This window comes from Alteromonas sp. KS69, from assembly GCF_003989595.1.
GTDB lineage: Bacteria > Pseudomonadota > Gammaproteobacteria > Enterobacterales > Alteromonadaceae > Alteromonas > Alteromonas naphthalenivorans.
Genome location: NZ_PYHU01000017.1, coordinates 66,129 through 87,907, shown reverse-complemented (window position 1 = coordinate 87,907; position 21,779 = coordinate 66,129). Strand labels below are relative to the sequence as shown.

23 protein-coding genes are annotated in these 21,779 nt (G+C 45.3%); 10 read left to right on the top strand and 13 right to left on the bottom strand.

Features of this window, described 5'->3' with window-relative positions; genetic code table 11:
* Positions 1-144 precede the first annotated feature (144 nt).
* Genes argA through argC form a run of 6 tightly spaced genes read right to left on the bottom strand, consistent with a single transcriptional unit; the run spans position 145 to position 6,800 of the window.
* Positions 145-1,455 carry an amino-acid N-acetyltransferase gene (gene argA, locus C7Y69_RS12530; protein WP_126872935.1) on the bottom strand — a complete coding sequence of 437 codons (1,311 nt, stop codon included), beginning with the start codon at positions 1,453-1,455 and terminating at the stop codon, positions 145-147.
* Positions 1,456-1,459: 4 nt separating this feature from the next.
* Complete coding sequence (gene argH, locus C7Y69_RS12525) at positions 1,460-2,842, bottom strand: argininosuccinate lyase (RefSeq protein WP_126872934.1); 1,383 nt, start codon at positions 2,840-2,842, stop codon at positions 1,460-1,462.
* A 10-nt stretch (positions 2,843-2,852) separates the two neighbouring features.
* On the bottom strand, positions 2,853-4,058 hold the full coding sequence (locus tag C7Y69_RS12520; protein ID WP_013785647.1) for an argininosuccinate synthase: 1,206 nt from the start codon (positions 4,056-4,058) through the stop codon (positions 2,853-2,855).
* A 14-nt stretch (positions 4,059-4,072) separates the two neighbouring features.
* Complete coding sequence (locus C7Y69_RS12515; protein ID WP_126872933.1) at positions 4,073-4,984, bottom strand: ornithine carbamoyltransferase; 912 nt, start codon at positions 4,982-4,984, stop codon at positions 4,073-4,075.
* Positions 4,981-5,787, bottom strand: coding sequence for an acetylglutamate kinase (gene argB / locus C7Y69_RS12510; protein ID WP_126872932.1), 807 nt, complete (start codon positions 5,785-5,787; stop codon positions 4,981-4,983). Before argB ends, C7Y69_RS12515 begins: the two co-directional genes overlap by 4 nt.
* Positions 5,787-6,800, bottom strand: a complete 1,014-nt coding sequence (gene argC, locus C7Y69_RS12505; protein WP_013785644.1) for an N-acetyl-gamma-glutamyl-phosphate reductase — start codon at positions 6,798-6,800, stop codon at positions 5,787-5,789. Before argC ends, argB begins: the two co-directional genes overlap by 1 nt.
* A gap of 527 nt (positions 6,801-7,327) precedes the next feature.
* Here argC and C7Y69_RS12500 point away from each other — a divergent pair.
* Positions 7,328-7,738, top strand: a complete 411-nt coding sequence (locus C7Y69_RS12500; protein WP_013785643.1) for a methylglyoxal synthase — start codon at positions 7,328-7,330, stop codon at positions 7,736-7,738.
* A gap of 65 nt (positions 7,739-7,803) precedes the next feature.
* Here the strand turns inward: C7Y69_RS12500 and C7Y69_RS12495 are convergent, their stop codons facing one another.
* Entirely contained in the window at positions 7,804-8,643 is an 840-nt protein-coding gene (locus tag C7Y69_RS12495) for a hypothetical protein (protein ID WP_013785642.1), read from the bottom strand.
* A 159-nt stretch (positions 8,644-8,802) separates the two neighbouring features.
* Between C7Y69_RS12495 and C7Y69_RS12490 the strand changes: the two genes are divergently transcribed.
* Positions 8,803-9,552: a flagellar basal body L-ring protein FlgH gene (locus C7Y69_RS12490; RefSeq protein ID WP_041453066.1), complete on the top strand. Its 750-nt coding sequence runs from the start codon at positions 8,803-8,805 to the stop codon at positions 9,550-9,552.
* 12 nt (positions 9,553-9,564) lie between these two features.
* Positions 9,565-10,755 (top strand): flagella assembly protein FlgT middle domain-containing protein, encoded by a 1,191-nt coding sequence (locus tag C7Y69_RS12485; protein WP_126872931.1) that lies wholly within the window; start codon positions 9,565-9,567, stop codon positions 10,753-10,755.
* Positions 10,756-10,808: 53 nt separating this feature from the next.
* On the opposite strand, the gene C7Y69_RS12480 is transcribed toward C7Y69_RS12485, so the two are convergent.
* The gene (locus tag C7Y69_RS12480) at positions 10,809-11,621 is read right to left on the bottom strand and encodes a Spy/CpxP family protein refolding chaperone (RefSeq protein ID WP_126872930.1); all 813 of its coding nucleotides are present in this window, start codon (positions 11,619-11,621) and stop codon (positions 10,809-10,811) included.
* 249 nt (positions 11,622-11,870) lie between these two features.
* Here C7Y69_RS12480 and C7Y69_RS12475 point away from each other — a divergent pair, with 249 nt between their 5' ends.
* The 4 genes from C7Y69_RS12475 (at position 11,871) to trmL (ending at position 15,565) form a co-directional block, all read left to right on the top strand.
* Entirely contained in the window at positions 11,871-12,611 is a 741-nt protein-coding gene (locus C7Y69_RS12475) for a response regulator transcription factor (protein WP_013785638.1), read from the top strand.
* A gap of 50 nt (positions 12,612-12,661) precedes the next feature.
* The gene (locus C7Y69_RS12470; protein ID WP_232363150.1) at positions 12,662-13,978 is read left to right on the top strand and encodes an ATP-binding protein; all 1,317 of its coding nucleotides are present in this window, start codon (positions 12,662-12,664) and stop codon (positions 13,976-13,978) included.
* A gap of 72 nt (positions 13,979-14,050) precedes the next feature.
* Positions 14,051-15,016 (top strand): alpha/beta fold hydrolase, encoded by a 966-nt coding sequence (locus C7Y69_RS12465; RefSeq protein ID WP_126872928.1) that lies wholly within the window; start codon positions 14,051-14,053, stop codon positions 15,014-15,016.
* A gap of 84 nt (positions 15,017-15,100) precedes the next feature.
* Positions 15,101-15,565: a tRNA (uridine(34)/cytosine(34)/5-carboxymethylaminomethyluridine(34)-2'-O)-methyltransferase TrmL gene (gene trmL, locus C7Y69_RS12460; protein WP_126872927.1), complete on the top strand. Its 465-nt coding sequence runs from the start codon at positions 15,101-15,103 to the stop codon at positions 15,563-15,565.
* A 59-nt stretch (positions 15,566-15,624) separates the two neighbouring features.
* Here trmL and gpsA read toward each other — a convergent pair whose 3' ends face one another.
* From gpsA to C7Y69_RS12440, 4 genes are all read right to left on the bottom strand, one after another.
* Positions 15,625-16,629: an NAD(P)H-dependent glycerol-3-phosphate dehydrogenase gene (gene gpsA / locus C7Y69_RS12455; RefSeq protein ID WP_013785634.1), complete on the bottom strand. Its 1,005-nt coding sequence runs from the start codon at positions 16,627-16,629 to the stop codon at positions 15,625-15,627.
* A gap of 11 nt (positions 16,630-16,640) precedes the next feature.
* Positions 16,641-17,147 carry a protein-export chaperone SecB gene (secB, locus tag C7Y69_RS12450; protein WP_126872925.1) on the bottom strand — a complete coding sequence of 169 codons (507 nt, stop codon included), beginning with the start codon at positions 17,145-17,147 and terminating at the stop codon, positions 16,641-16,643.
* A 62-nt stretch (positions 17,148-17,209) separates the two neighbouring features.
* On the bottom strand, positions 17,210-17,470 hold the full coding sequence (grxC, locus tag C7Y69_RS12445; RefSeq protein WP_013785632.1) for a glutaredoxin 3: 261 nt from the start codon (positions 17,468-17,470) through the stop codon (positions 17,210-17,212).
* A 12-nt stretch (positions 17,471-17,482) separates the two neighbouring features.
* Positions 17,483-17,908 carry a rhodanese-like domain-containing protein gene (locus C7Y69_RS12440; protein ID WP_013785631.1) on the bottom strand — a complete coding sequence of 142 codons (426 nt, stop codon included), beginning with the start codon at positions 17,906-17,908 and terminating at the stop codon, positions 17,483-17,485.
* Between the two features lie 311 nt (positions 17,909-18,219).
* Between C7Y69_RS12440 and C7Y69_RS12435 the strand changes: the two genes are divergently transcribed.
* On the top strand, positions 18,220-19,320 hold the full coding sequence (locus tag C7Y69_RS12435; RefSeq protein ID WP_409513431.1) for a murein hydrolase activator EnvC family protein: 1,101 nt from the start codon (positions 18,220-18,222) through the stop codon (positions 19,318-19,320).
* Between the two features lie 70 nt (positions 19,321-19,390).
* Here the strand turns inward: C7Y69_RS12435 and C7Y69_RS12430 are convergent, their stop codons facing one another.
* A complete protein-coding gene (locus C7Y69_RS12430; RefSeq protein WP_013785629.1) occupies positions 19,391-19,723 on the bottom strand; it encodes a hypothetical protein in 333 nt (110 codons plus the stop codon).
* Between the two features lie 344 nt (positions 19,724-20,067).
* Between C7Y69_RS12430 and C7Y69_RS12425 the strand changes: the two genes are divergently transcribed.
* Positions 20,068-20,868: a divergent polysaccharide deacetylase family protein gene (locus C7Y69_RS12425; RefSeq protein WP_260563508.1), complete on the top strand. Its 801-nt coding sequence runs from the start codon at positions 20,068-20,070 to the stop codon at positions 20,866-20,868.
* A 396-nt stretch (positions 20,869-21,264) separates the two neighbouring features.
* Positions 21,265-21,693 (top strand): MerC domain-containing protein, encoded by a 429-nt coding sequence (locus C7Y69_RS12420; RefSeq protein ID WP_126872922.1) that lies wholly within the window; start codon positions 21,265-21,267, stop codon positions 21,691-21,693.
* Positions 21,694-21,779: the final 86 nt, after the last annotated feature.

Below are 21,779 nucleotides of genomic sequence, written 5' to 3'. Positions count from 1 at the left end.
CATATAACCGAGTAATTATTCTATCGTCAACGTTATCTCAGCCTAGCCTGTTTGTCGAGAATATTGTTTTAAATAACTGATAGTTATTAGTAATTTTCTGTGTTAAAAAACGGCGCGCTAACACTTTAGCGCGCTATAACTTTACTAAATGTTTAAGGTGAACACTTTAGAGTTTCGCTGAAAGTTATAAAGTTCTTTTTTCACTTCAGGCAGAGCACTAATATCTGCGTGTTCAAAACCTTGCTCTAAGAACCAGTGTGCAGTCACTGTGGTAAGTACGAATACACGATTGATATCCGCTTCGCGGGCGCGTATTTTAACTTCATCTAAAATTCGCTCACCACGATTTTTACCACGATAATCAGGGTGGGTAGCCACACAGGCTAACTCAGCACAGCCATCTTCGGGGTAAAGGTAAAGTGCCGCGCACGCGATGATCATGCCATCGCGAACAATCACAATAAACTGATTGATTTCACTTTCTAAGCGTTCACGTGAGCGTTTTACCAACACACCACTTTCTTCTAGCGGTTTAATGAGCTTTAAAATGCCGCCCACATCGTCAATAGTCGCGGCACGAAGTTGTTCGTAGTGGTGCTCCATTACCAGCGAGCCTGTACCATCGCGGGTGAATAGCTCTTGCAGCAACGCGCCGTCTTTCTCGTAACTAATGCAGTGCGCACGAGGTATACCAGCTGCTACGCTGGTGGTTAACGCCTTTAACACCGTATCTTCAGTAGTAATATTACCGCTTAAAATAAGCTGTTCTAACTGAGGGCGCTCAATAGTGCGAAGTAACTTTTCTTCACTATTGTAAATACCGTCTAAGTTAGAGAAAACAATAAGCTTGTCAGCTTTAAGGGCAATGGCCGCTTGGGTTGCTACATCTTCATGGGAAAGATTAAATACTTCCCCTGTAGCGGAATACCCCATAGGGGAGAGCAGCACAATAGAGCCATCGTTCAGGTGGTCATTAATACCCGTGGTATCTATTCGACGCACCATGCCGGTATTCTCAAAATCAATACCGTTTCTTACGCCCATAGGCTTAGCAACGACCAAGTTACCTGAGCACACGCGAATTTGTGCGCCGTGCATCGGTGAATTAGGTAGTCCCATGGTAAGTAAGGCTTCTACCTGTGAGCGCACAGAGCCTGCGGCATCTTTAACGCACTCTAGGGTTTGCTTATCGGTAATACGCACGCCATGTTCAAATCGACCTTCAATATTGCGAAGCGCAACACGTTGATCAATCTGCGGCCGTGCACCATGCACCACTACCACGCGAACACCCAAGGTATTCAGCAGGGCAATGTCATGAATAATATTGGGGAAGTTTTGATGTTCAATGGCTTCGCCACCGAACATCAAAACAAAGGTTTTCCCTTGATGAGCATTGATATACGGCAGTGAACTTCTGAAAAGTTTAACGCCGTCATGATGGGCAAGCACCATGTGATTACCCTTGCTTATCTAGGTTTTCTAGCTCTTGATACAGTGCTTTAGTCACTGTTTCTTTGCTAGTGCCACCTAGTATATTGCGCTGATTTACGCCGTACTCTAATTGCAATACGGTATAAACATCGTCTTCAATTTTATCGCATACTGCTTGCAAGCTTTCTAATGGTAAATCTTCAATCGCACAGCCTGCTTCAATGGCCTCTAGCACCACTTTACCGGCAATATCATGACCCGTTCTAAACGGAATACCTTTACCTACTAAGTAGTCGGCAAGCTCAGTCGCGTTAGCAAAGCCTTGTGTGGCAGCTTCACGGCAACGGTCTTCATTAAGTTGCAATGAATCGAGCACCTCGGTAGCAATACACAAACAAATATGCCATTGATTTACCGTGTCGATAGCGCCTTCTTTGTCTTCTTGCATATCTTTGTTGTACGCAAGTGGTAAGCCCTTCATAGTCACAAGCAAGGCTTGTAGTGAACCGAATACACGGCCACATTTGCCGCGCATAAGCTCTAATGCGTCAGGGTTTTTCTTCTGAGGCATGAGTGAAGAACCAGAGGTTACGCTATCGCCAAGTTGCAAGAAGCCCGCTTCACCAGAGTTATAGAAAATCATGTCTTCAGCCACGCGAGACAAGTGCATCATGCTGGTACTCGCGACAAACAATAGCTCTAGTACGAAATCTCTATCTGAAACAGCATCAAGGCTGTTTAAGCACGGAGAGTCAAATCCCAGTTCTTCGGCAATAGCATGACGATCAACCGGGTAAGTTGTACCAGCCAACGCACCAGAGCCTAGAGGGCACTGGTTCATACGTACTTTTAAATCGTCTAAGCGGCTTAAATCGCGCTTGAACATTTCAACATACGCTAAGCACCAGTGAGCGAAGTGTATAGGCTGAGCACGTTGCAAGTGGGTGTAACCAGGAATAATGGCTTCCTGGTGACGACTTGCGGCATTAAGGAGTGAGCGAATAACGGCCACTACATCGCTACGAAGTGACGCAATATGCTCACGTACCCACAAGCGAAAATCTGTAGCTACCTGATCGTTACGGCTTCGGCCCGTATGTAATTTACGACCAATGTCACCAAGTTGCTCAATAAGTGCAGACTCAACAAAGCTATGAATGTCTTCTTCGCTAGAAGCGTTGAAGTCTAGTTCACCCGCGTCAGCTTTCGCTTTTAAATCGCTAAGTGCACCTTCAAGTTGTGCTTGTTCGTCTGTGGTTAGTACACCTGCTTTTTGCAGTGCACGAGACCAGCTAATAGAGCCTTGAATATCTTGGCTTGCCATCACTTGGTCAAACGGCAACGAATCGTTAACCTGCTTGAACATGCTACTAGCGCCTGATTCGAATCGACCACCCCACAATGCCATGTGTTACTCCTTAACCTTGATTTTTTAATGCAGCAATACGACTTGAAAGGCTGAACAGGCGAATAAAGCCTTCAGCGTGTTTTTGGTCGTAAACGTCATCTGCACCAAAGGTAGCAAAATCTTCAGAGTAAAGGCTGTTAGGTGAGCGGCGTTGTGTAACGGTTGCCTGACCTTTATAAAGTTTCACTACGATGTCGCCAGTCACTTTCTTAGCGAAAGATTCTGCGCCCGCTAGTAAGGCATCATTTAAGGCTGTGAACCAACGGCCGTCGTACATTACGTGCGAGAACTCAAGGCCAATTTGCTCACGGTATTTAAGCGCGGCTTTATCAAGCACCATCGTTTCAAGGGCTTTGTATGCTTTAAGCATTACCGTGCCCCCTGGTGTTTCATAACAACCACGAGACTTCATGCCAACCAAACGGTTTTCAACAATATCGATACGGCCAACACCGTGTGCAGCTGCCACTGTGTTTAGCTTAACTAATGCTTGGTAAGGCGATAAGGCTTCACCGTCAACGTGAGTAAGTTCACCTTCGTTGAAAGAAAGCGTGACGCGCTCTGGCGCATCTGGTGCATCTTCTGGGTCAACTGTCATCGTCCAGATTTGCTTAGTAGGCTCTTGCCATGGATCTTCTAATTCCCCACCTTCGTGAGAAATATGCCATGCGTTTGCATCGCGGCTGTAGATTTTGGTAGCAGACGCTGTAGTTTCGATATTACGTTCAGCTAAATAAGCTAATAAGTCTTCACGAGATACCATGTCCCACTCACGCCATGGCGCAATTACCGTAAGCTGTGGAGCAAGGGCCGCAAATGTACTTTCAAAACGTACTTGGTCGTTACCTTTACCCGTACAACCGTGACAAAGTGCATCAGCGCCAACTTTTAAGGCGATTTCTACTTGTGCTTTGGCAATAACAGGGCGCGCCATAGACGTACCAAGTAGGTATTCACCTTCGTATACCGCACCGGTTTTAATCGTTGGGTAGATATATTCGCGTACAAACTCTTCTTTCAAGTCAACGATGTGACATTCGCTAGCACCAGAAGCAATCGCTTTCTCGTGTAAGCCTTCAAGCTCTTCGTCGCCTTGGCCGACATCGGCCGCAAAGGCAACGACTTCGCAGTTATAGTTTTCTTTAAGCCATGGAATGATGGCTGAAGTGTCAAGACCGCCTGAATAGGCGAGTACGATTTTCTTTACGTTTTGCATCTAAAAGAGTCCTCTTAGGCACTTAATAATTGAGTGAGAATGGCGTTTTGGCCATGCATTCTATTTTCGGCTTGTTGCATCAATAACGACTTGTCGCTATCAATCAACGAGCCTGTAATTTCTAGGTCGCGGTGGGCTGGCTGGCAGTGCATAACATAGCTTGCACCGGTAGATTCCATTAGCGCTTCATTCACCTGGTAAGGCATAAACTTCGCTTTGATATCAGCCAGCGGTGTTTCGTCACCCATGGACAACCAGGTATCAGCGTAGATGACATCTGCACCGTTTGCAGCGCTAACATCATAGCTTTCTACAATAGTCGCGCCAGTTTGCTCAGCAAGCTTTTTAGCATGCGCAACAATCTCGGCATCACATTCGTGACCTTCTGGCGTAACCACTACTTGATTACAGCCTAGTAACGCGCCTGCAATTAACAAAGAGTGGGTTACATTATTGCCATCTCCAATGTAGGCCATGGTAAGGCCTTGGGTCTTACCGAAACGTTCAAATACGGTGAGATAATCGGCCAATGCCTGACAAGGGTGATACTTATCACACAGTGCGTTGACTACAGGTACTTTAGAGGCAGCAGAAAACTGCTCTAGTGTGCTGTGAGAAAATACACGAGCAACAATAGCATCAGCCCAGCATGCAAGATTAGCCGCCATATCAACCGCGTCTTCACGGCCAGCAAGCTTTCCGCTTTGGCTGTCTAAATACACCATGTGGCCGCCTAAGCGGTTAATACCAATATCGAAGCTGACACGGGTACGCAAAGATGGCTTTTCGAACAAGGCGACTACCGATTTTCCGGCTAATACATTGCTGTAGCTTGAAGGTGATTGTTTAATTTCAACAGCCAAATTCAACAACTTATGCATTGCTTCGGGTGTCCAATTGGAAAAAGTCAGTAGGTCTTGTTTCATAATGCGTCTCCTAGTACGCCATGTTCCGGTGCTTGCGATGTAGGTAATACCTGCGTGCCCGTAATCTTATTTAAAATGTCAGTAATGTCAGCTGTCCAGCTAGCAATATAAACGGGGAGTCCAAGGGTATTGGCAGACTGCAACGCGGCATCTACCTTAACTTTCATACCATCAGTAATTACCCCAGCTTGAGCAAGCTCGGCAATTGAGTCTTGATTAAGCACTTCAATGAGCTGCTTATCAGCATCAAGTACGCCATCAACGTTCGATAACAACAGCAATTCAGCATCAAGCAACTCGGCAACGACAGTGGCGGCTTGATCTGCGTTTATATTTAATAAACGCCCTTCAGGGCTGCTGCCAATTGAGCTTATTATCGGCAAGGTGGCTTGCGCTAGCGCACTCTTAAGGAAAGAAGCATCGGCAGTTGAAGGAATACCTACAGCGCCATACTTCTGTGCCATCGGTTGGCACACTACCATATTGCCATCAAGTAAAGAAAGGCCGACGGGCGTTAATCCTGAGGCAATCGCCGCAGCACATAGTTGTTTGTTTGCCGCGCCCGCCAACGCACCACAGATATAAGGCATATGTTCATCAGGCGTTACCCGAAGACCATCAATTTTGGTGCTTGCTAAACCTAAACTTGCCATCAGGGTTTCAACCAAAGGGCCGCCACCGTGAACCACGGCAACAGGGCGCGATTCGCTAACTTGTTTAATGCTTAAAAATAGCTTTTGCATTGCGGCTGCGTCGTCTAGCAACGCGCCACCTACTTTAATTACTACAGGTGAACTGTTCATTATTGCACGAGTCCTGTTTCAACCGGTTGGGCAGTCATAATATTAAGGCATTGAATTGCCTGCGATGCTGCCCCCTTCATGACGTTGTCGATAGCAGCCGTAATAACTGCATAACCAGATGCTTCATCAAACTTCCAGTGTAAATCAACAAAAGGCGTATGCGCCACATCGTCAATTTTGGGGAAGCTAGCACGTAACCTTACTATTGGCGCATTAGCATAAGCTTCGGTAAATGCAGCATCTAGTTGAGCGCTAGTCACTCCTTGATTAAGCTTAACGGTAACAGTGGCAAGTATGCCCCGTTTAAAGTTGCCTAAATGAGGTGTAAATATAACCGGTGTCGCTAAATAAGCTTCAATTTCTGGCGTATGGCGATGACCGAGCACACCATAAGCTTGCAAGCTCACTTCATAGAAGCTTGACGTTAGGCTGGCTTTTCGGCCGGCACCGGATACACCCGATACCGCATTGATCACAGGGCGAACCGCATCATCTAATAGGCCACTCGCAGCCAAAGGTTTTAGCGCTGACAAACTCGCAGTTGGGTAGCAGCCAGGTACGGCAATAATATCGGCTTGTGCAATATCGTCTTCGTACCATTCAGCCAGCCCGTATATCGCTTTTTTCAAACTTGTTGTTGCGGTATGAGGGAAACCATAAAACTGCTCAAAGACTTGGGTATCTTTAATTCTAAACGCACCAGATAAGTCGAGTATTTTTGCTTTGCCCGCAGACAAGGTTTCCATCCAATCGTGGCTGGCTTCATGTGGCGTGGCCAGTAATACGAAGTCCATCTCCGTCGCCAACTCTACTAATATGTCATTACTAATAGGCGTCAACGTATAGTTGAGGTGTGCTAGGTTGCCATGAAGAGCCGCAATGTTTTTTCCCGCATCGGCACTGTTTTCTGAAACATAAGTACCCTCAAGCGACAAAGCAGGATGTTGATGAACTAATTGAACTAGCTGTGCGCCGGTGTAACCACTGGCACCAATAATCGATACGTTATACATAATGAGAAATTCAATAAATGGAGAAAAAAATCACTTTTTACCTTTGTAAACTGATTTGGCGAAATGCATTGCCTAACCGCTACCACATTACAAAGGTAAAAAGTGTGCTACCGAAAAAGCATAATCGCAGACATTCGTCGTCGCAAGCAATGCAATGTGCAGCTATCCAGGGGAGTGGTTAACTCATTGACGTTCCCAGTATTACTACCACGAACGAGAGTTGGTTGTGTCATCAGTGCTTCCTGTGTCTGTATCAACCCTAAAAATGGGATGGATGCCTTAACCGTCGACTAGTTTACTTATATGGAATATTTATGCAATAAAAATGTATAAATATTTTTGGTCTTGAGCGCTACAGATATACCAATAAACAGATGGGTAAGAGTTTTACCTATAGTAGCCACTGAGATATGACATAATGTTGACAATTGAGTGTATAAAACTGAATATTTATACTAATTATCGCATAAATCGGCGATGATACAGATTAAGCATGGTTAAACAATCGACAGGTGGAATTTCTAAGTATGAGTAAACTTACCGTTGCGCTGGTGGCTCACGATCATAAAAAGCCCGAATTACTTGCATGGGTACATAATCACATCGAAATAATGAAGCAATGTGACCTAGTGGCAACTGGCACTACGGGCGGGCTCATCAGTGACGAAACTGGATTAGAAGTAAAACGGTTTAAAAGTGGACCACTTGGCGGCGATCAGCAAATTGGTGCATTAATCGCTGAAAACAGGCTTGATGCGCTGTTTTTCTTTTGGGATCCATTAAATGCAGCGCCTCACGATCCTGATGTTCGCGCACTATTGCGATTATGTTCAGTGTGGAATGTGCCAGTGGCATGTACACCAGCCACCGCCGATTTAATGGTAACATCTCCGCTTTTCTTATCGTCTGAATACAAACCAATCAAACCCAATTTTTAAGCGTGGCGGCGCTAACCGCCGCTTATAGCTCTCGTACGTTACCTCCCCAAAGTTTGCGTAACCCCTTAGCCCCCAGCTTGTCGACGTACAAATTCATAAACGTCACTAGCAGGTGTTGATGATGTCTCGCCATCGGCCGCATCTATCATTAGGCTATTTTCACCTGTGCTTTCAGTGGTGGCATTGCCATTAATTATTTGTTTGCCCGCATCCCATAAATTATTTGAGATACTCTTACCGGTAAGCCCCTCTACGGTTAGGTCGACGGCGTTATAAAGCAAACCACCGAGTCCGCCATATAAGAAGCTGCCTGCCATACTGGATGCCGCTGCAATATGGCTTGATGTCGTCGCCTCATAAATATCAGACACTACCGGCAAATGGTTCACAATGTTGAGCGCGTCGAATCCGTCTTGCAGCCCCAGTCCGTCCTCACCGAATGCCGATGTCATCATGTTATCGAACATCGAGGTTGTTTCGGTTGCAGTCGTTGCTGCTTCAACAGAAGTTGAAGTGGTAGTTGAAGTGGCAGCGCTGCTTGATGCTTGTGTTGCAGTGTCGGTAGAAGACGTTGATGCTGCCGCAGTAAGTGCCGCGAAGACATTATTTTGTAGCGCACCAAGCAATTGGTTTTGCATTAGACTAATAGCGTCATCGGTGACAAGGTTCGACAACAAGCTGGTATCAAATTGACTTGTGGTAGTGCTGCTTTGTGAATCTGTCGTTTCTGACGTGTCGTCATTGCTGGCTTCTTCATTTGACAACAAAGCGGCAAACATAGACGGCAAAGACTGGCTAGTAGTTGCCGCTTCCTCTGCCGTATTCGAGGTGGAATTTTCCCCCGCTAATGGCACTGCTGAAAGCAACGAATTTATTGTGCCTTGTGTAGATGTTTCAATGGCCATAACTTCCCCATACCCGCAGGCATGTCATTGTTTTGTAAAGGTTTTGCAAAGTTACTAAAGAACGTATTTCGTGTTGAAATTATTCGTTTAAACTTGCTCCTGTTCGGGTCATGGATGGCACTTAATCAACGTTATTTTTTATTTCCTTCAGAGCACATTATGAAAATTCGATGCCAGAAAGTGTTTCTTGCCCTAATCTTTACAATGACCGGCTGTGCCCAAACGGTTTCACATGAAGAAGAAGTGGTGGCAAGCAGTCCAACTAATCCAAAAGTAGAGCAGCGCGCTATATCGCCCACCTCTGATGAACCTGCTCCGGGCGATCCTACTTATGCGCCGCCGCGGGCGTATTCTGTTGAACAAGTTCGTATTCCTAGCGGCTCTTTGTTTAATCCGGAGCTTGCCATGGGGCTGTACCAGCGCCACAGCCAGTACAAAGTGGGCGATATGATTTTAATAAAGCTGGATGAGACCACCCAGTCTGAGAAGTCACTTGATTACAACCAAGATAAAAACAGCACCTTTGATATAGAACCTTTAACTGTGCGGGTAGGGGGAATTCAAATTGAAGGCGATGACCTTGAAGTAGACCATGAACAGGACAGCGAATTTACCAGTTCGGCACAATCAAGCCAGTCAAACTCATTGCAAGGCAGCATTACCGTTTATGTCACCGCTATTACGCCAGCAGGAAACTTGCTGGTCACAGGGGAAAAATGGATAACCATGAATAAAGGAAAAGAATATATTCGTTTTTCAGGTGAAGTACGCAAGCAAGATGTTGATGAAAGCAATACCGTGGTGTCTTCAAAAGTGGGTAATGCACTCATTGAATATAGCGGCACTGGGGATTTGCAAGAGAATCAAGAGCGCTCTGTGATAGATAAATTGTTCGCAATATTCGGTTAGTAGGTGAAAAGCATGAAAGGCTATCTTCGTCTAGGTATAGCAATAATAACTATGTGGCATGGCACGGCCATGGCCATATGGGTACAAGGTGAAGCAAGTCTTAATTTTACCGGTGCCGACTTAGATTCTGTGCGCCCTACGGTGATTAAAAATGCTATCGCGGATGCGTCTTATAAGAGCGGAAGTGTTATTGCCGCCGAAGATGTTCTAATCGATGGGTTAATACTCAGCAGCAAAGCAGAGCTTCGTACCGCAGGCCGAATACAGCGAGTCGAAATCATTAGCGAAAGTGTTCAAGATAATGTGCTATCGGTAGTGGTGAATGTCAATTTAACCCCCTTGTTTGATTGTGAACCCAATCGCTTTCAAAAGCGCTTACTGGTGACTCATTTTGCCCTACTCGACTCACGACAGGCGGCCACAGGCGGTATTTATAATATTGGTAAACACATTACACAACGATTTGCGCAGCAACTGAAAAATACCGCGGATACACCTAATGTCATGCAGATATCACAAGCCATGGCTAGCGCCGATATGTGGTCTGCCGAAGCACTCTCAGGCGTAGAGTTACAACAAAAATCGACTTACTTACGCGATACCTATGGTCAGCAGTTCGCACTATTCGGCTACATTAAAGATGTAAGCTTGTTTGAGCAAATAGCACAAAGTGAGTCCTTTTTCGACAGCGACGAGGTGGCGGTTAGGCGCAACTTTACCCTTCAAGTGTTCGTGCTAGATACCTTCAGGCAACGTATCATTTATAACGACAGTTATCACAGTGAAGCAGATTGGGAGTTTGAAAACAGCTACCAAGTGGATACCAATAACAGCTTATTTTGGCGTAGCGAGTACGGGCGAATGGTATTAAACACCGTAAATGCTGCGCTAACCGATATTTCTGCCGCCATTACCTGCGAGCCTACCTTTGCGCGGGTGGTTAATACCAGTAACCAGCAGTTGATTGTCGATTTAGGTATTGCCCAAGGTATTCGCGAAGGCGATAGCTTTCAGTTATACAAACAGCAGTCGTTGCCGGTACTTCTATCGCCAACTAAGAGCGTGATGTTGCCGGTAGAGAATGGGCAGTTTGCTATTACCCATTTAGGTGATGAAGTGAGTGTATTAAAGGTTGAAGGCGCAGAATCGGCAGTTCACTTATATGACATCGTTTCGCCAGTACAAAAAAAAGACGCAAACTAAAGTTTGCGTCTTTGCTTACGTTCCAAGTTGTTATCTTTTTCTAGCGAGTAGTCTTAATTATCGCTAAACAAACGGCGAAGCGCGTCTACGTTTTCGCGCTTCTCCAATACCTCGGCTTGCTGTGCGTCGGTAAGCACTGCAAACGTGGCTTGTTTATGAGTCATGTTTTCTATTGCTGCATTAACGAGATCATCTTTATATTCAGCATAAAGTGCATCCCATGCAGATTCGGAGAAATTGCCACTTCGCACAAGGGCTTGCTCAGCGTTTCTGAGTGCATCCATTGTGACTTTATGTTGAAAGCGGGTTTCACGAAAAGTGGCGTTTAAGGTTTCAAGTGATACTAACTGCTCGTCAGTCAGTTGCAGTTCTTTAAACGGCAGGCGAGGTCCTCTTGGCGGCTGGCCTCGCATAGCGCTTCTGACAGTATTTCTTTTCCCACCGTGCGCGACTTCTCGTTTGGCTTCTCGTTTAGCTTCAAACTCGGTTAGCATGTTACGTTGCGACGCTGAAAGCAGGTTGTAAATCTCACTGCGAAGTTCTGCAATAGCAAAATGACGCGATTGTTGTTTCAGTATCCTGGTTTCAACAAGGCTACGAATTTCACTTTCTGAAAGGGTAGCGAGGTCGGGCTTATCTGGGTGCTCCGACGAGGCGTCTGGGCGTTCATGATTGGCTTTAAACGCGGTAACAAGCTTTTTCACCTCATCCATTTGCTCTGAAGAAAGAGAAAGGCGGCTTAAGGTTTTGATCATTTCCATCCCAGGAGCATGATCACGCATTTTGGGGCCTTGAGGGGCCGCATTTGCGCTGTGGGCTAGGCTAAAAGTTGTCGCTAATAACCCAGCAATGAGAATTGATTTCACGGGCGTCTCCTTTGTATTCGCACCCCAGAATCTTACTAGCTCTGCGGCCAAAAGCAGTCAACGCATTGTAAAGCTTGTGTAAAGTTTGAACCATGCGCAGATTCTATCGGTCACAAAGCTTATCATTTCCATCGTTTGTGTGTGGGAATGGCTAGGTCGTCGCTTGTGGCGTTTCCTAGTTTTTTTAACGCAACGCGCAGTATTTAACCGTTGTCATTCCTCTATGCATTATACTTGGGTATCCGAAAGATGAATCAAGCCGTCGTAGGTTTCAAAAACATGAGTTCAGAGTTTCATTTACAGTCCATTCTTATTATCGATGATGATAATGAACTAACTGACATGCTAGCCACCTATCTATCAAGCATGGGGTATCAAATTCAGGTCAGTAATGATGGCCAAGCAGGGTTAGCAGAAGCAACGGCAGGTGGTCATTACGACCTCATTCTGCTTGATGTCATGATGCCTAAAATGGACGGTTTCGATGTACTTAAGAAGTTAAGAGTGAGTCATGCGACACCCGTGCTTATGCTAACGGCGCGCGGTGATGACTACGACCGCATTCTAGGGTTAGAGCTTGGAGCAGACGATTACTTGCCAAAGCCGTTCAATCATAGAGAGTTGGTAGCGCGAATAAAAGCCATATTCCGAAGACTGTCATTGACTCACAGCGGTGGTACTATTGAACAAGACTTGATTGTGAATGAATTATTTTTAAGTAGTAGTAGCCAAGTCGCCAAAGTCGGTGAGGTTGAAATGACCTTGACCAGTACAGAATTTTCTATACTTCGGTTGCTTATGCTAAACACAGGAAGCCGAGTGACGAAAGAAGAAATCAGTTTGAAGGTATTAGGTAAATCTCTTCAAGCGTTTGATAGAAGTATCGATATGCACGTAAGTAACTTGCGCAAAAAAATAGCCGCTATTAGTAATATCGAAAAAATTAAAACCATCCGCGGCGTGGGTTATATGTTGCTATCTGGTCAATGACGTTTTTCCGTAAAATAAACCCTGCTCGCGCCATTGTGGGGCGCCTTTTTTTGTGGTTCTGGGCTACCTTCATTGTTACTGCTGTACTGGCTGTTTGGGGAAGTCGATTCTTCTTTGAAGAACTTCAGGTAAACACCGCGTCTCCACAGGAAATTCAACATTTAGAGCGTTTGCTTGGCGGCATAACTAGCGAGCGCGCCATGCAAGCGCCGCTAAGAGTAGCGCTAGATAGAAATGGACGTGCCGTTAGAGGAAGAGCAATCGCAGTTGATGTCGACACAGGCCGGATGATCGCTGCTGGCGGCCCGCCTTTACGTGAAGACGACCGAAGAGATATAGAGCGCATCGTCGATCAAAAAGTACCAATCACACTAAATCGGGGCGCGCTAAAAATAACTGGGCCAATGCTCTTTGAGCGTGATGGTAAAAGGTTTGCTTTGTTCTTTGCCAAAATGGATTTGCCTGGTGAAAATGCTCCTCCCTTTGTATTGTTTCTTTGTATCGCCTTAGTGACAACGACGTTGTTATCTTGGCTGTTTGCGAAATCTCTCACACGACCAATTCTTCGGCTGCAGAAGTCTGCGCGTTCATTATCTACTGGTAACTGGGAAGCGAGAATTGATAATACTGAGAAGCGACAGGATGAGCTTGGTCAACTAGGTCGCGACTTCAATTCAATGGCAGGTCAGTTAGAGAAAATGTGGACCGGACAAAAACGGCTCCTGGCCGATATATCTCACGAGCTTCGTTCTCCCTTGGCTCGACTGCAGATGGCACTTGGTTTAGCACATCAGCAAAATGTAGACCCAGCATCGCTGGCCCGTATTGAGCGAGAGGCTGAGCGTATGGAAGCTTTAGTGAGCCAATTGCTGGAATTAAGCCGCGCTGAAAATGGGGTAACCACCTTCTCATCTTATTCTTTATCTCTGTTGTTTCGCGATATTTTTACTGATGGTCAGTTTGAAGCCGCAAATAGCAATAAAGCCCTCGATATAAATGAAATACCCAAGCTGACCGTGCTGGTAGACCAAGTTTTACTTTGCCGTGCAGTTGAGAATGTTCTACGTAACGCCATCCGCCACAGCACCTATTTAACAACGGTTGAGTTTACCGTCACCGACACCGAATGGTCGGTGACCGTTTGCGACGACGGTGAAGGTTTATCAAGTGAAGAGTGCGAACGGGTATTTGCCCCTTTTTATCGTGCAACCTTAGCCAGAGAAAGAGCTTCTGGTGGGGTAGGTTTGGGCTTATCCATTGCAAAAGCTGCTGTAGAATTGCATCATGGCGCAATAAAAGCAGTGACAAGAGAAGAAGGTGGCCTAAGCGTCACACTGTCCTTCCCTCGCAAGTTAGAAAACACTTAACGCGCATAAATTTTCATTGCCGTGTAGCGTTCAAGTTATCACTGCCTCACGATTCTATTAGGATATGCCTGTATGAGCTGGACGTTTACGTCAGAGCAAGACTTAGCTTCGACCTTTGCCACTGAAATAAACCCTTTTTGGCAAACTTCTGTCACCCTTGGCGAGTTTGTTGGTAAAGATAACATCGATGTGCATTACGCGTGGTGCATACCAGAAACCCCCAAATCCACGGTGGTGATCAGTTCTGGACGTATCGAGTCCTACTTAAAATACAAAGAACTCATTTTCGATTTGTATCAAAATGGCTTTGCAGTTTTTATTCTTGATCACCGAGGGCAAGGGTTATCGGGGCGTATGACTCACGATCCTCAACATGGATACGTGGCGGATTTCGCCGATTACGTGGATGATTTAATCACCTTCGTAAACGATATTGTGAAGCCGCGCCAACAGGGTGAGTTGCAGTTACTTTGCCATTCTATGGGCGGCGCAATTGGCGCACTAACCCTATTAAGAGACCCTAGCTTATTCGACAAAGCAGTACTCGCATCCCCGATGTTCGGTATTAAGCCTGCACTACCAAATTGGTTGGCCAATAGCCTTATAAAAGTAGGGCTTAGTATTAATAAAATGAAAAAGCGTGAGTCAGGTTATTTCTTTGGGCAAACGCCTTACATTGCATTTCCTTATGCCTTAAATAAACTTACGCATAGTAAGAATCGCTATAGCTTATTTCGCCAGCTTTATGATGAAGAGCGCCAAATTCAACTTGGTGGTGTAACCACTGAATGGTTGCGGGCAGCACAAGCCGCGATGAATACCATTGAACTTAATGCGGCTGCTATTACTACGCGCTCGTTAATTTTAAGTGCAGATGGCGACAGTATTATAGAGAATAAACGCCAACGTCGCGTAGCCGCTAAGTTCCCCAATGCTCAGGTAGAAATTATTCCTGTGGCGTATCATGAGGTGCTTACCGAATCGGACGACATTCGTGATGCTGCACTCTCTACTGTATTTGATTTTTTAAGCGCGTAAAATAACGCTAATGGGCGATGAGCGCCCGTTCGTCATATCGCCATTTAAAAGCGTGGCAATTTAGCATTTCGACAGTGAGCCAGCATGTTAGACATCGTACTTTACCAGCCAGAAATTCCCCCCAATACGGGAAATATTATCCGCTTATGCGCCAATAGCGGCTTTATGCTGCATTTGATTGAGCCTCTTGGGTTTGAGTGGGACGATAAGCGTGTACGTAGGGCAGGGCTGGATTACCACGAATTTGCTCACGTTAAGCGTCATGCATCATTAGAAGCTTACATTGAAAGTGAAAAGCCAAGCCGAATCTTTGCTTGTACTACCAAAGGCAAAGCATTTCACAGCGATGCACAATACAAAAAAGGCGATGCTTTATTGTTTGGGCCAGAGACCAGAGGTTTGCCCGACGATGTTATTGACGCGCTACCGCCAGAACAGCGAGTACGTATTCCAATGCTACCCGACAGCAGAAGTATGAATTTATCGAATGCGGTATCGGTTTTTGTTTATGAAAGCTGGCGTCAACTAGGCTACGACGGCGCACGCTAGACATAAAAAAACGCGCAGTGTTGATGCTGCGCGCTTTATCAGTTTTGTATAATTTTTAATCAGGCTTCGTTTTTAAGATCGCGACCCAGTAAGGTTAATGCGGCCTCTTTTGGCGATTTACCGTGATAAAGTACCGCGTAAATCTGCTCGCAGATTGGCATCTCAACACCGACTTTATGCGATAACACATGTACTTCTTCCGTGTTGCGATAGCCTTCTACCACTTGCCCAATTTCTTCAATCGCCGTGTCGACAGATTTACCTTGGCCTAAGGCTAAGCCAAATCGACGGTTACGTGATTGGTTATCGGTGCAGGTGAGCACTAAGTCGCCAAGGCCAGCCATGCCCATAAAGGTTTCTGGCTGAGCACCTAGCTTCACGCCAAGACGAGTAAGCTCTGCAAGACCACGAGTAATCAATGCGGTACGGGCATTCGCACCAAAACCTAACCCATCTGCCAAACCAGCGCCTATGGCAATCACGTTTTTCACTGCACCGCCTAATTGTACGCCGGTGAAGTCTGGGTTTTTGTATACCCTAAACGATTTCGCGCAATGTAGCTTAGCGGCAAATTCGTCAGCAAAGGTTTCGTCAGTGGACGATAACGAAATAGCCGTAGGCAAGCCTGCCACCATTTCTTTGGCAAATGTGGGGCCAGATAATACGGCTAGCGGATAGGCAGTACCCAGAATTTCTTCTGCAACTTCTCGAAGCAATCTGCCGGTTTTAGGTTCAAGCCCTTTGGTTGCCCAAATAATTCTATGGTTGGGCTGCAACAAAGGCTTAATGCTTTGAAGCATTGCCGCAAAGCCGTGGCTTGGCACTACCACAAGAATATCTTGGCTAGTGGCAATGACCGTTTCTAAATTGGCATCTACATTAAGCGCATCAGGAAAGGTAGCACCTGGCAAATAGCGCGCGTTTTCTCTGCTTGAAGCCAGCGCTTCCATATGCTTTTCGTCGCGCCCCCACAACAAGGTAGGGTTACCATTTCTGGCTAAGCAAAAAGCAAGGGCGGTGCCATACGACCCCGCCCCTAATACTGAAACCGAATTCGGGTTCATCATAATGGTGCTTACGCGTCCATCTTAGGCGCTTCGCCTTGGGCTTGCTGTGCACGCTTTTGAACGTAAGCAGCGAAGATAGCGTCGAAGTTAACTGGCGCTAAATTTAGTGGAGGGAAAGTTCCACGGTTCACAAGGTTTGAAATCGTTTCACGTGCATACGGGAAAAGCATGTTCGGGCAGAATGAACCTAGCGTATGCGCTTTGTTCTGATCAGGCATTTCACCAATGGCAAAAATACCGGCTTGCTGCACTTCACATAAGAATGCAGTTTCTTCGCCAAGTGTGGCGGTAACGGTTACTGACAACACTACTTCGTAAACGTTTTCGTCTAGTTTGTTGGTGCTAGTGTCAATATCTAGCTTAATTTCTGGCTTCCACTCTTTAGTGAAAATAGCTGGCGCATTTGGCGACTCAAAAGAGATATCTTTAGTGAAGATACGCTGAATGTTGAATTGAGGGGCTTGCACTTGGTCGCCTGCTGCGGCGCCGTTAGTAGTCTGATTATCGTCAGCCATGATATTTCCTGTTTAATTGTCGTTTTACTTTAATGTATTGCGTTGCTTTACGCGCTGACGCGTTATGCTAACCCAAGCATAGGATTTAGTTTTTGCTGTGCTTCTAGTGCCATCATGTCATCGCAGCCACCTACGTGCTTATCGTCGATGAAAATTTGTGGCACTGTCCAACCGCCATTCGCGCGCTCAATCATTACGTCACGCAATTCTGGTTGAACATCAATAGGGTACTCTTGAAACTCAACACCTTTCTGTGCGAGAAGTGCTTTAGCACGATGGCAGTATGGGCAATGGCCCTTGGTGTAAATTTCTACTTTACTCACTATGATCACCTATTATTTTGAAATCGGTAAACTTGCACTCTGCCACGCGTTCATGCCGCCTTTAAGGACTTTGACATTAGTGAAGCCCGCTTTTGACATCGCACCGGCTGTACCACGAGCTTGATTGCCCATAGCGCATACAACGATAATGGGTTTATCTTTGCTGTTTTCAAGCTTAGCGAAGTTTTTCTCGCGCAATTCTTCTGGTTTTATTTGCTTAGCACCTAAAATGTGCCCCGCTTTAAAGTCTTTAGCCGCGCGAGTATCAAAGATAATCGCGTCGTCTTTATTCATTAACAAAGTGGCTTCGTGTGTATTAACTTCTTTGATTGAAGAGGTAAACGTTGAAATGTAGCTAAACACCAACATGCCCACCAAAGCAACCCATACACCAGCAAGTACAATATTATCGCTGGCAAACGCTATTAGCTGATCCATTACTTCTAACCTTGTCTACAGACCATAAAAAGAGTGCAAAGTATATAGAAAAACGGGCGAGAAACCACCCTGCAATAGTCAAGCGTGTCTTGTAATTGTGTGCGGTACAATAGCGGATTGATATTACAACCAAATTGCACTGGGATTTAATCTAGCCCTCAGATACACTGATACGCTAACTATCATCATGATTGTAGGCGAATTCTGCAATCTGTTTTTGCCACCAATACACCGCCAAAGGCCGCTATTACCTTTTTATGTTTATTCAACGATTTTGCCCAATTGTCTGTTTACTTGCTGTCATATTCGGTATGGGTTTAGTCTCATCTACCGTAAAGGCGCAAGATGTTAGCCAAGAGAAGCTGGCAGAACTACAAGTTGAATTAAGAGCGCGTCAGCAGGTTTTAGAAAATAACAAAGCTAGCGCACAAGAACTAGAGCAAGTGCTCAAGCGTTCAGAGCTTGAAATAGCGAAAGTGGCGAAAGCCTTGGCGCAAAACAAACAGCAATTAAATAGTGTGTTAGCGGAAGAAGAAGTGCTTGTAAAAGAGCAGGAAGGGTTAAAAGAAGCTATTCGCCAGCAACAGTCCTTGCTTTCAAGTCAATTGAAAAGTGCGTTTATGGCGGGGCATTACGACTACGCCAAAATGTTATTTTATCAAGAAGATGCCCGTAATTTCGAACGGGTCATTACGTATTATCAATATTTGGCAAAGGCACGTCAGCAAGAAATTACCCGATTTAGAGACAACGTGGCTCGCCTTGAAGCGGTAACCGAAGAGCTTGCTGAAAAAGCGGAATCCTTGCTTGCCCTTCGCAAGACACAAGAAAGTCAGCGGGGGGTGTTACTCACTCGCCAAGATGATAGAAAGCAAACCTTAGCCAAACTTAATAAAACTATCGCCAGTGAAAGCGGACGAATTGCCACCTTGCAGGCAAATGAAAAGGCGTTACTTGATGCTATTGAAGCTGCCCGTATTGCTGCTGAACGCGCTGCGGCTAGAGCTAAGGTATCGCTGGATGGGTTAGCCAAGTTAAAGGGGAAGTTGTCAGTGCCTGTTGAAGGTCACATTCGTAAACTCTTTGGCAATCGCAGGCAAGGACAAGTGCGCTGGAAAGGCATTATTATCGATGGTTCGGAAGGCGAAGCGGTAAAGAGCGTGGCATCGGGCAAAGTACTTTATGCCGATTGGCTTCGCGGGTTTGGTTTAGTGGCCATTGTCGATCATGGCGATGGTTACATGAGTGTTTATGGGCACAACCAAGCGTTGTTGAAACAAGCTGGTGACGATATTCTTTTAGGCGAAAGTATTGCTTTGGTAGGAAGAAGCGGCGGACAAGATTACCCTAATTTGTATTTTGAAATACGCCATAAGGGAAAAGCGTTAAATCCCACCGCTTGGTTTAACTAATCGTCAAGCACGCTATATAAACAGGCTACTTAAGCAGACGACTCAGTGAAGAGTTAAACATTTTTGACGGTTATACCGTTATTGAAAATGTGGAATTGTCTGGTAAATTCGATGCTTCTTGTTGTGGAGGCGGCGGTGGTTTGCCTATTCCTGCTAATTCAGCAATATTTTTACCTTCAAAACCTGCACTGCTTAACGCCGTATTCAAAGACTTACTTGGCTCAATACCTGCCTCTTTGAATTGCTCTACAATAGAAGCCGCATCTTCGCTTGATAAATTTTCTGGATCGTAAGATGACAAAATAGCGCTCACAGATTCTTTTTGTGTATCGCTAAGGGCTTGGCCTTCAGGGCGTGGCGGCATGCCAGCTTGCATGGTTGAACTGTTAACAGAAGAAATCATAATTACTCCACAATAAATAGTATACGTTGTAACCTTATCGACAATTAAAGCTGAAATTGAGCTTGGCGGTCACTCTTTACGCAACCTTTACACACTAAGAACGGCTGAGCAGTGCTTGTTTCCTTTTTGTAAATTGGTATGCTGCATAAATGCTGGTTCAATGGAGCCGAGATGCAGCCATACTATTGTTGTCTGGCTCAGTTCTTATAAGACTTATTTCTTATTCGGTTTAGTATCTCGTTGTTAATATCAGCAGTGCGCGTGGAAATAATAAAATCAATAATGGAAGTGAAGAAACGTAGATGAAGGTGCTTTGGCGTCTGTGTGTTTTATCGTTAATTATAATGACGAGTTTTACGAGTCATGCTGCGGCGTCAGCGACTATCCCGGTAAAGCCTCGTGTTATTATTATTCTTGATGATCTGGGTTACAGAAAATCAGATATGGCGGCCTTTGCGCTTCCCAGCGAAGTGACCTTTTCCATTTTACCGCGAACCCCTCTTGCACAAACAATTTCACGTAAAGCCGAGCAGCAAGGCCGCGCGGTCATGTTACACATGCCGATGCAGTCGACCAGCGGCAAAGCCATGGGGCCCTTAGGATTATCTACCGATATGTATCCTGCTGCCATTACTCACACGCTAAGAGCAGCACTTAAAAGTGTGCCAAACGCAGTAGGAGTGAACAATCACATGGGCAGTGCATTTACGGTTGAAGAACCCGCCATGCAAACCATTATGGAAGAGATAAAGCGCCAAGGACTTTTCTTTGTAGATAGCAGAACTAGCGTAAATACTACAGCGCAACAGGTAGCGGATAGAGTGGGGGTGCCGAATGCAAGCCGGCAGGTATTTCTTGATAATGATCGCTCGATTGCATCGCTTAGTAAGCAATTCGAATACACAAAACGATTGGCCAAACGAAACGGCACCGTTGTGGTTATTGCACATCCTTACCCAGAAACAATTACCTTTTTAGCGCACACGTTGCCTAGCCTGGCAAACGAAGGAATTGCTTTAGCGTCAGTAAACGATTATTTCACACAGGTGGCTAATACCCCCAATAGCATCCCCAATAACGCTTTGGTTAAAGAGGTTCATACAAAGCCGCTGTTAGAAACTGAAGCGGCCGCGCCGAATGAATAGTCTCCGCGCCGAAGTGAATAGTCTCTGCGCCAAATGAATAGCCCTCGTTAATTTTACTCGTGCAACAAGCATAAGTTTCTTCCTTTCTACTTTTTCAGTGATTCGCACCTCGGCATTTAATTTTATTAATAATCAGCCATTTCCCGACTCTAATCTCCACTTATGGCATTTTGTTCTTTTAAAGATTGAAAATATCATAGGGGAAAGTTTCGCATTTGCTTAAAATGTTATATTATAACGTCTCTTGCAGAGTTATTCTGCGGCTACAGTGCACGTGCGGCTATTGTGATATCACGAAAGCGCTTATAACAAGAGCTTCTGTGACACAAGTCATATGATTAAAGCGTGTGTGAAGTGGCGTGTTTTAAAGTTTTTGATGTTGTAAAGGTACAGTAAATGAATCCGGTAGAAGACAATCCAACAAAATTAGACAGACTGGGCATTTGGGTGTCGAGCTTGTGTGCGTTGCATTGCCTAGCGTTACCTGTTGTTGTGCCATTATTGCCACTTATCGGTTCTTCGTTTTTCGCCCAAATTTGGTTTGAACGAACCATATTAACTATATCGTTAATTATTGGTGCGGTTGCACTTATCGGCGGGGCCACTCGCTATCATGGCCGTTATTATCCGTTGGCATTGCTGTTTACGGGTGGTGCAATTTATTGGAACAAAAACATGTTTGGTGAAGCCTATGAGCCGTTCACCATCGCTGTGGGTGCGCTACTTATCGTGGCGGGGCATTGGGTTAACATGCGTTTGTGCCGTCAATGTAAGTGCTGTAAAGAAACGGTATTTTCTAGTCACTTATCTACCGAAGTAGAATAGGCGCTTTTGTAAGCCAACCGGCGTAAATTTTTAACTCAAGCTTTACGCCCAAAGCTTTATAAATAACGCTAAGTTTTAGCTTCTTA